At 65.9% G+C, this 7200-nt stretch carries 3 protein-coding genes; 2 read left to right on the top strand and 1 reads right to left on the bottom strand.

The genetic code is table 11. The annotated features are described in order from the left end of the window. A complete protein-coding gene (locus BO74_RS15615) occupies positions 1 to 1269 on the bottom strand; it encodes an ATP-dependent 6-phosphofructokinase (RefSeq protein ID WP_496443382.1) in 1269 nt (422 codons plus the stop codon). A 318-nt stretch (positions 1270 to 1587) separates the two neighbouring features. On the opposite strand from BO74_RS15615, the gene treS reads away from it, so the two are divergent. Beyond that, positions 1588 to 4995: a maltose alpha-D-glucosyltransferase gene (gene treS / locus BO74_RS15610; protein WP_496443380.1), complete on the top strand. Its 3408-nt coding sequence runs from the start codon at positions 1588 to 1590 to the stop codon at positions 4993 to 4995. A 70-nt stretch (positions 4996 to 5065) separates the two neighbouring features. Next, entirely contained in the window at positions 5066 to 7198 is a 2133-nt protein-coding gene (gene glgX, locus BO74_RS15605; RefSeq protein ID WP_496443378.1) for a glycogen debranching protein GlgX, read from the top strand. Positions 7199 to 7200 lie beyond the last annotated feature (2 nt).

The raw sequence follows: 7200 nt of genomic DNA, 5'->3' as shown, positions 1-7200 counted from the left end.
TCAGGCCGGGAATTGCGCGAAATTCTGCCCCGTCGATGCGATCACCCCGAGCCAGGCCGGGCTGTTGAGGTCGAGCTGTTTCTTCTGCCCGGCCAACAGGCTGATCGGCACATGAGTGAATACGCCGTGATGCTGGCCGATCACGAGACCGGTCTTGCCGGCCATTGCGGCATGGACGGCGTTGCGCGCATAGAAATCGCAGAGCACGGCATCGTCGGCGCAGGCCGGGACGCTGCGGATCATGTAGCTCGGATCGAAGTAGCGCAGGGCGAAGGGGATCCCCTCGGCCTTGAAATAGGCTTCGATGCGGTCGCGCAGGAAGATGCCGATGTCCTTCGACTTGAGGTTGCCGGAGGCGTCGTACTTGTCCTCACCGCCGCTCATCAGGTGCTGGCCGGCGCCTTCCGCCACCAGGATGACGGCGTGCGCCCGGCGCAGCATGCGTTCCTTCAGCGCTTCGAGGAAGCCGTCTTCGCCGTCGAGGACGAAGGGCACCTCGGGCACCAGCGTGAAATTTACGTCCTGGCTGGCCACGGTCGCGCCAGCGGCGATGAAGCCGGCGTGACGGCCCATGATCTTCACCACCGAGATGCCGTTATGCACGCTGTGCGCTTCGGTATGGGCGCAGGCGATCGCCTTGGCGGCTTCCTCGACGGCGGTCACGTAACCAAACGTCCGGGTGACGAAGGCGACGTCGTTGTCGATGGTCTTCGGCACGCCGACCACGGCCAGGGCATGGCCGCGCGAGCGGGCCTCTTCGAACAGTTCGGCGCCGCCGCGCTGGGTGCCGTCGCCGCCGACGACAAAGAGGATGTCCACCTTGCGCCGGATCAGGTTATCGACCGCCACGCTGACGTCGACCGGCCCGCGCGAGGTGTTGAGCACCGTGCCGCCTTCCTTGTGGATGTCTTCGACGAATTCCGGCGTCAGCGGGATCGGCTCGGAGCCGCGCCAGGGATCGAGCCCTTGATAACCGTTGGTGAAGCCGAGGATCTCTCGCACACCATAGCCGTGGTAGAGCTGCAGGACGAGCGAGCGGATGACGTTGTTCAGGCCGGGACACAGGCCACCGCACGTCACGATACCGGCGCGGGTTTTTTTCGGGTCAAAAAACAGTTTCTCGCGCGGCCCGGCGACTTCGAAGAAGAGTTCTTCCTTCGGCGGCGCATCAGGATCGACGATGACGCTGAAAGGCACGCGCGCCTTGTCGCTGACATGGTAATCGAGCGGTGACGGGTAACGGGCTTCGCCCAGTACGGTGATGTCCATGGTCCTTATCCAGAAAGACGGGTTAAAGCAAACCGCAAGTATCCCCGACAGGCCGGGCTCCGGTCAAATGAAACGGCGTTTCAAAAACCGCCATCGCCGAACCATTCCGACTACCCGCTGTCGCGATGAAGAGTGCAAGACGCCGTCGCACGCGCAGGAACCGTTTGCCCCGGGGCGCCGACTATGCAAGACTGAAAAATCACCCAGCCCCTTCGCCGCGAGACGCGAGCGGGGCGCCGGATATTCATCGGGGTTGCCGAATCAGGAGCGCGTGGAATCGAACCGATCCGGTCCCGGCGACGAGAAGGGAGATGCCACATGGAAAAACCGGACAGCACCGCGCAAAGCAACGCCCCGGCCTGGTACGACGACCCGCTGTGGTACAAGGACGCGATCATCTACGAGCTGCACATCAAGGCGTTCTTCGACAGCAACGGCGACGGCATGGGCGACTTCAAAGGCCTGACCGAGAAGCTCGACTACCTGCAGGATCTCGGCGTCAATACGCTGTGGCTGCTGCCCTTCTACCCGTCGCCGCTGAAGGATGACGGCTACGACATCTCGGACTACCGCAACGTCCATCCGCAATACGGCGCGCTGGCCGACATCCGCCAGTTCGTGCGCGAGGCGCACCGCCGCGGGCTGAAGGTCATCACCGAACTGGTGATCAACCATACCTCCGACCAGCACCCGTGGTTCCAGGCCGCCCGCAGCGCGCCGGCCGGATCGAAAAAGCGCGACTTCTACGTCTGGAGCGATAGCGACAAGAAGTACCCCGAGACCCGGATCATCTTCACCGACACCGAGAAATCGAACTGGACCTGGGACGAGGTCGCCGGCGCCTACTACTGGCACCGCTTCTTCTCGCACCAGCCCGACCTCAACCACAACAACCCGGAGGTCGTCAAAGCGGTGATCCGCATCATGCGCTTCTGGTTCGATCTGGGGGTCGACGGGCTGCGACTCGACGCGATCCCCTACCTCTGCGTGCGCGAGGGCACCAGCAACGAGAACCTCCCGGAAACGCACGCGGTGATCAAGCAGATGCGCGCGGTGATCGACTCGCGTTACGAGAACCGCCTGCTCCTGGCCGAAGCCAACCAGTGGCCCGAGGACGTGCGCGAATACTTCGGCGACGGCGACGAATGCCACATGGCCTACCACTTCCCGCTGATGCCGCGCATCTACATGGCCGTGGCGCAGGAAGACCGGCACCCGGTCGTCGAGATCATGCAGCAGACGCCGGACATCCCGCCGACCTGCCAGTGGGCCATCTTCCTGCGTAACCACGACGAACTGACGCTGGAAATGGTCACCCACCGCGAACGCGACTACATGTACGAGATGTACGCCGCCGACCAGCGCATGCGCATCAACGTCGGCATTCGCCGACGCCTGGCGCCGCTGATGGAGAACAGCCGCGACAAGATCGAGCTGGTCAATTTCCTGCTGATGACCCTGCCCGGCTCGCCGATCATCTACTACGGCGACGAAATCGGCATGGGCGACAACATCTACCTCGGCGACCGCAACGGGGTGCGCACGCCGATGCAGTGGTCGCCGGACCGCAACGCCGGCTTCTCGCGCGCCGATCCGCAACGCCTCTACCTGCCGCCGGTCATGGACCCGATATACGGCTACGAGGCGGTCAATGTCGAGGCTCAGAGCCGCAACCCGTCGTCACTGCTGCACTGGACCCGGCGCCTGATCGCCGTGCGCAAGAACTACAAGGCGTTCGGGCGCGGCACGCTGCGCTTCCTCGATCCGGGCAACCGCAAGGTGCTGGCCTACACCCGCGAATGGGGCGAAGAGATCATCCTCTGCGTGGTCAACCTGTCGCGCTCGGCGCAGCCGGTCGAACTCGATCTCGCAACCTGGAAGGGGCGCGTGCCGGTCGAACTGATGGGGCGCACCTCATTCCCGCCGGTGGGCACCTCGCCGTACCTGTTCACGCTCAAGGGCTACGGCTACTACAGCTTCCGCCTGACCACCGATGCCGAGGTTCCCTACTGGCACGAAAGCCACCTGCCGCGCGCCGAGTTGCCGGTGCTGGTACTGACCGAGGGCTGGCTGACCTTCCTCGGCGGACGAACCGACGCCAGCATGGTGCGGCGGACCATCGCGGCGGCTACCACCGACCAGTTGCAGCACGAGGTACTCGGCCCCTACCTCGCCAGCAAGCGCTGGTTCTCGTCGCGCAACCAGCCGATCGAAACCATCCGCCTGGTCGAAAGCGCCGAGTGGACGACCGAGCGCGGCAGCTGGCTGGTGACCGTGCTCGAAGTCCGGACCCGCGGCGACACCGCCGCGCAACTGTACTTCCTGCCGCTGGCCATCTGCTGGGAGGACGACGTCAGCGAGGAGAAGTTGCAAGCGCTCGCACCCTGGACGCTCGCCCGGGTGCGCCAGCGCGCCCGCGTCGGCCTGCTCTACGGCGCCTTCGGCGACGACGGTTTCTGCCGTGCGCTGGTGCGCAGCATCGGCCACAACCTCGACCTGCCGCTCGGCAAGTCGCGTGTCGAGTTCCGCGCCGGGCCGGCCTACGCGCCGCTCGCCGAGGGCGCCGACACCGCCGTGCGCCACCCGCTGCTCGAACAGAGCAACACGACGATCTACTTCGGCAACCAGTTCTTCTTCAAGGGTTACCGGCGCCTCCAGGAAGGCACCAACACCGAGGTAGAGATGGGACGTTTCCTCACCGAAATCGCCCCGTTCAGCCACGTCGTCCCGCTTGCCGGATCGATCGAGCTGCGCCGCGCCGATGGCAGCGTGCTGACGCTCGGCCTGCTGCAGGCCTACGTGGAGCACCAGCACAACGCCTGGAACTTCACCGTCGACTACGTCGAACGCTTCCTCGCCGACCGCCTGTCCCCGGCGGCAACCGACAGCGAGGCCGACGACGGGCCGCCGGCGACGCCGCACGGCTTCTTCCTTTCGCTGATGCAACTGCTCGGCCAGCGCACCGGCGAACTGCACCGTGCCCTGAGCCAGACCACCGGGGACGCCGCCTTCGACCCCGAACCGGTCAGCGCGGCCGACCTCGCGCGCTGGAGCGACGAGGCGCGCGAACGGCTGACCGGCGTGCTGAACACGCTGGAGGGACGCTGTGCCGAGCTTCCGCCATCCGCCGGCGATCCCTGCCGGCAGTTGCTCAGACATCGCCAGACCCTGCTCGACCGTCTGGCGCCGCAGTGCCTGCAAGGCGTGGCCGGATCCGGATGGAAGATCCGCTGCCACGGCGACTACAACCTCGGGCAGCTCCTGCTGGCGCAGAACGATTTCCTGATTACCGATTTCGAGGGCAACACGGCCGTTCCGCTCGAAATGCGCCGGCGCAAGACGAGCCCGTTGCACGACGTGGCGACGATGCTCGGCTGCTTCACCTACGCTGCGGCCGTGGCCGTCAATCACGCCACGCAGGAGCGTCCGGACGACCGCCATCGCCTCGGCCCGCTCGCGCTGGCGTGGGAGAAGGAAACCGCCGCCGCGTTCCTTGCCGGCTACCACGCCGCCTGCTGCGAAAACCCCACCCTGTGCGGCGAACAGGAAGCGGCACGCACACTGCTCGACTTCCTGCGCCTCGACCACCTTGTCGGCAAGCTCGCCGACGAGCTGGCAACGCACCCGGAATGGCTGCCGATCCCGCTGTACGGCATCCTGCGCCTGCTCGGCACCGAAGCGACGGGCGAGACACAGGAATCCGCGCCGAACGACGGCATCGAGTAAGCGCAGGAGGAACGTCAACACCGGAACGCCAAAACCGACAACCCGATAACGAAGAAGAACGGAGACCACCATGCCCCCACCCATCACCGCCGTCTGGCCCGGCTCCCCCGCCCCGCGCGGGGCCGCCTGGGACGGCGAAGGCGTCAATTTTTCGCTGTTCTCGGAACACGCCGAGGCTGTCGACCTGTGCCTGTTCGACCCGGCCGGGCGCCAGGAGGTGCAACGCATCCGCATGCCGGAACGCACCGACCAGATCTGGCACTGCTACCTGCCGGAAGCCCGCCCCGGCCTGCTCTACGGCTACCGCGTGCACGGCCCCTACGACCCGGCGCGCGGCCACCGTTTCAACCCGAACAAGCTGCTCATCGAGCCCTACGCCAAGGACATCATCGGGCGTACCGCCTGGCACGATTCGCACTTCGGCTACCGGGTCGGCCATCGTCAGGCCGACCTCTCCTTCGACCGGCGCGACAACGCCGCGCTGATGCCCAAGTGCCGCGTCATCGACCCGGCCTTCACCTGGGGCGATGACCGCTCGCCGAAGATTCCGTGGGCGGACATGGTGATCTACGAACTGCACGTGCGCGGCTTCACCAAAAACCACCCCAACGTGCCGCCGCCGCTGCGCGGCACCTACGCTGGCCTCGCCACCGCGCCGGTCATCGAACACCTGCGCTCGCTGGGTGTCACCTCGGTCGAACTGATGCCGGTGCACTCCTTCGTCGACGACCGCCACCTGGTCGAACGCGGTCTGCGCAACTACTGGGGCTACAACTCGATCGGCTTTTTCGCCCCCGACCAGCGCTACAGCGCCAGCGGCGGGGTCAACGAGTTCAAGACGATGGTCAAGACGCTGCACTCGGCCGGCATCGAGGTCATCCTCGACGTGGTCTACAACCACACCGCCGAAGGCAACCACCTCGGGCCGACACTGTCGTTCCGCGGCATCGACAACGCCTCCTACTACCGCCTGGTGGCCGACGACCCGCGCTACTACATGGACTTCACCGGCTGCGGCAACACGCTCAACCTGCAGCAGCCGCGCGTCCTCCAGCTGATCATGGATTCGCTGCGCTACTGGGTGCAGGAAATGCACGTCGACGGCTTCCGCTTCGACCTCGCCTCGGCGCTGGCGCGCGAACTGCATGCCGTCGACCGCCTCGGCTCGTTCTTCGATATCCTGATGCAGGACCCGGTGCTGTCGCAGGTCAAGCTGATCGCCGAGCCCTGGGACCTCGGCGAAGGCGGCTACCAGGTCGGCAACTTCCCGGTCGGCTGGGCCGAGTGGAACGACCGCTACCGCGACACCATGCGCGCCTACTGGAAGGGCGACGGCGGCCTGATCGGCGACTTCGCCCGCCGCCTGACCGGCTCCAGCGACCTGTATGAACACAGCGGTCGCAAGCCCTACGCCAGCGTCAACTTCATCACCGCCCACGACGGCTTTACCCTGCACGACCTGGTGAGCTACACCGGCAAGCACAACGAAGCCAACGGCGAGGACAACCGCGACGGCACCGACAACAACAACGCCTGGAACTGTGGCGAGGAAGGGCCGACGCAGAAGGCCTCGATCAACACCCTGCGCGCCCGGCAGAAGCGCAACATGATCGCCACCCTGCTCTTTTCGCAGGGCGTGCCGATGCTCCTCGCCGGCGACGAACTGGGCCGCACGCAGCAGGGCAACAACAACGCCTACTGCCAGGACAACGAGCTCAGCTGGGTGAACTGGGAGCTTTCCACCGAGGACCGCCAGTTCCTCGCCTTCGTCCGCCGCGCCATCGCGCTGCGCAAGGCGCACCCGGTGTTCCGCCGGCACAGCTTCTTCCAGGGGCGTTCGATTCGCGGCACCGGGGTCAAGGACCTGTTCTGGGTCACCCCCGAAGGCACGGAAATGACCGACGAGGAATGGACCCAGCATTTCGCCCGCTGCCTCGGGGTGCTGCTCTCCGGCCAGGAAATCAACGAACGCGGCCCGCGCGGCGAGATCATCCGCGACGACAACTGCCTGCTGTTGATCAATGCCCACCACGAAGCCATACCGTTCCGTCTGCCGGAAACGACTCCGGGGACGATCTGGCACACCGAGCTCGACACGCACCACAAGGGCGGCCTGCAAGGCAACGGGAAATTCAAGGGGGGCGACAGCTACCGTCTCGCCGGCCGCACCCTGGCCCTGCTGATCCAGCGAGGCCAGGCATGAGG

The sequence above is a fragment of the Propionivibrio pelophilus DSM 12018 genome, from assembly GCF_059569095.1.
This window is presented reverse-complemented; position numbering and strand designations above follow the sequence as displayed.